The following is a 2,761-nucleotide window of genomic DNA, read 5'->3' as shown; positions in this document are numbered from 1 at the left end:
CGAACGGCGTGCGCGAAAACCCGTCGCGCAGCCACTCCGGCTCGCCGTCCAGTTCAGGCAGACGGCGCAGGCGCAGTAGATCGTGCGGCCGCCAGCGGGCGTCGCATTCGAGTACGCCGTCGGGTGCAAACGGCGGTGCCGCGCACGTCTGCATTACGCCGCGTCCCACTGTTCTGCCAGACGCCGCCGTACTTCGATCGACGCTGCACGGTTCTTTTTCGCCATCGCGGAGTCGAGACGATGCGACAGGCCACGCTGGTCCTCGCGTGCGCTGCGTGCCGAATCGCTGAGCACCTGGCGTACGCGTTGAATCTGTGCGTCGGTCGGCGCATCGGCGTCGACGCCCTTGATCAGTTCGTCGAGCAGGCCGAGCTTGGCAAACGACGCCATCGAATACGACATCGGCACGATGGTCTCACCGAGTGCTTCGAGGGCCTCGACCGTGCGACGGGTCACGCGCGCGGCGGCCTCTTTGCCCATCGCGTGCACCATCGTGCCGGGCGCGTCGAGCGCGACGATGCGGTTTGCCTGATAGCCGTGCGCGAGGAACGCGCCGGACATGGCCGGACCGACGATCAGCGCGACCACCGGATGCCCGGCATCGCGTGCCGTCGCATAGGCATCCACGGCTGCTGCACACGCGAGGTGAACGCCGAGCGTCTCTTCGCGGTAGCCGTAAGCCTGGCTTTTCACATCGACAATGGCCACGATCGGACGCCGCGTGCTGGCGTTTTCGTCCAGCGCGATCACTTCGCGTACGGCGCGGGCGAGCTGCCAGCCTTGTTCAAGACCGACGACGTTATCGACGGCACGCGGAAAACGATTCTCCGGATCGGGCACGACGGTGATGAAGCGTGCGGTCTCGCCGCCGAGCGCGGCATCGCCGCTCCACACCGGCGCACGGCTGGCGGACTCGCCGGCAAGGGCGCGGAACCAGCGTGCGCCTCGGGTCAGGGTAGTGTCGTTCACACGGCCTCCTTGGGCGACTGAAGGGTGGTGCTTGCATGAAACACGCTGCGCATGGTTTCAGGGGTGACGTTGGCCGGATCCATCTGGCCAAGCAGGGCGAGATAGGTGTCTACCTGTTCGGTGCGGTGCGCTGCCGGGATACCCTGAACGAACGCACGGTGAACGGCGGCGCGCACGGCCTGCGGCTCGTCTTCGACGAGGCTATCCGCAAAACCGGTGGTGGCGCGCTGTTCGCCGCCGATCAGTTGCCACACGTGGCGCCGGTCGCTGGAATCGAGTTCCTCGATGCCGGCTTCCTGTTCGATCACTTCCGGCCCATTCATACCGAGGCGGCCTTGCTTCGTCACCACCAGGTACGAGCACAGCGCGGCGGCGAGCGACATGCCGCCGAAGCAACCGACCATGCCGGAAATGACTCCAACGACCGGCACATGCCGGCGCAGCGCAATGATTGCGGCTTGGATCTCGGCGATCACGGCAAGACCCAGATTCGCCTCCTGCAACCGCACGCCACCGGTTTCGAGCAGGACCACTGGGCGCACCAGCTTGCCGCGTTCGCAATCGCGCAACGCGAGTTCGAGCGCCGCGGCGATCTTGCTGCCCGACACTTCGCCGATGCTGCCGCCCTGGAACGCCGATTCGATCGCGGCAACCACAGCCGGTTCGCCGTCGATGGTGCCGCGCGCGATCACGCAGCCGTCGTCCGCCTGGCAGACGATGCCCTGCAATGGCAGCCACGGCGACTCGATGCGATCGAATGGGCCGAGCAGTTCGCGAAAGCTGCCTTCATCGAGCAGGGCGCGGGCGCGTTCACGTGCCGGCAGTTCGATGAAGCTGTCATGCAGCACCGGTGCAGACTGAGGCGTGGAGACGGTATTCATGCTGTGTCTCCCTGTTCCGCTTCCTCAATGGCTTCGGCGAGGCGCAGCGCAACCACGCCGGGTGTCGCGCCGAAGTCGTTGATCTCGATTTGCGCGGCGCCGTCATAGCGGGAAAAGAAGCGGTCGAGCACGCTCTTCCAGATATGGCTGTAACCATCCACGCTGGTTTTGACGATCACGTGCGCAGACATTGCAGTGGCCGGCGACAACAGGACTTCAAGGTCGCCCGAGCCGACCACGCCGACGTGGGCGCGGGCTGTGACAGCGCGTTGTGCCGGGTAATCGAAGGTCAGATGTTCCATGAGGCTTTGCTCCCACTGGTGCTGTGAGACACCAGCATGTCGATGAAAAGGGTAGCGGCGAGCAGGTCGGCTGCGCCACCGGGTGAGGCGTTGATTTGCAACAGTTCACGGTCGAGTTCGGCGAGGGCCGTGCGGCCCGGCTCAGTGAAGCTGCCGCCTAGATCCAGCACCCGTCGCGCGCCGTCCTTGCCGGCGTGCAGACCGGCAAGGCCCGCGCGATGCAGCAGACAGGTGTCGTCGAGCGAGGCCATGATCGCCAGCAGGGCGTCGAGGCGCGCAGACTCTTCCGGCACACCGCGGGCACGGGCCGCGCGCAGGGCGGGCAGGCCGATGTCGATCACGTGTGGAAAGCCGTCTTGCGCTTCGCGCCGCGCGCCGCCTACCTGATATCGCTGGCGGACGCGTTCGCCGTGGCTGTCGGCGGGCGCGGCGAAGCGATCGGGGAAGCAGGCGATCTGTGCGGCGAGCGAGCAGATTGACGAGGCCGCATGCATGGCTGGCGCAGTGCGATCCACAGCATGGATGGCCGCGCCTGCGACCAGCAAGCCGACGATCCAGATCGCACCGCGATGCGCATTGCTGCCGTCGGTGGCCTGCATCATCTCGTGC

The 2,761-nt window shown here is 66.4% G+C and carries 4 protein-coding genes; all 4 read right to left on the bottom strand.

The annotated features are described in order from the left end of the window. Window positions 1–153 precede the first annotated feature (153 nt). Window positions 154–969, bottom strand: a complete 816-nt coding sequence (gene mdcE / locus WCA85_RS16215) for a biotin-independent malonate decarboxylase subunit gamma (protein WP_424065538.1) — start codon at window positions 967–969, stop codon at window positions 154–156. Next, window positions 966–1,850: a biotin-independent malonate decarboxylase subunit beta gene (locus WCA85_RS16210; protein ID WP_424065536.1), complete on the bottom strand. Its 885-nt coding sequence runs from the start codon at window positions 1,848–1,850 to the stop codon at window positions 966–968. The genes mdcE and WCA85_RS16210 overlap by 4 nt, the downstream gene beginning before the upstream one ends. Continuing rightward, window positions 1,847–2,152, bottom strand: a complete 306-nt coding sequence (locus tag WCA85_RS16205; RefSeq protein ID WP_424065534.1) for a malonate decarboxylase subunit delta — start codon at window positions 2,150–2,152, stop codon at window positions 1,847–1,849. Before WCA85_RS16205 ends, WCA85_RS16210 begins: the two co-directional genes overlap by 4 nt. Next, a partial coding sequence (locus tag WCA85_RS16200; RefSeq protein WP_424065533.1) for a triphosphoribosyl-dephospho-CoA synthase occupies window positions 2,140–2,761 on the bottom strand: 622 nt, incomplete at its 5' end. The genes WCA85_RS16205 and WCA85_RS16200, both read right to left, overlap by 13 nt.

The organism is Paraburkholderia sp. (assembly GCF_049581445.1).
GTDB lineage: Bacteria > Pseudomonadota > Gammaproteobacteria > Burkholderiales > Burkholderiaceae > Paraburkholderia.
This window is presented reverse-complemented; position numbering and strand designations above follow the sequence as displayed.

Excerpts from the sequence above, each read along its gene's own strand:
- WCA85_RS16205 (WP_424065534.1), bottom strand. The coding sequence starts at position 2,152 with ATGGAACATCTGACCTTCGATTACCCGGCACAACGCGCTGTCACAGCC.
- WCA85_RS16210 (WP_424065536.1), bottom strand. The coding sequence starts at position 1,850 with ATGAATACCGTCTCCACGCCTCAGTCTGCACCGGTGCTGCATGACAGC.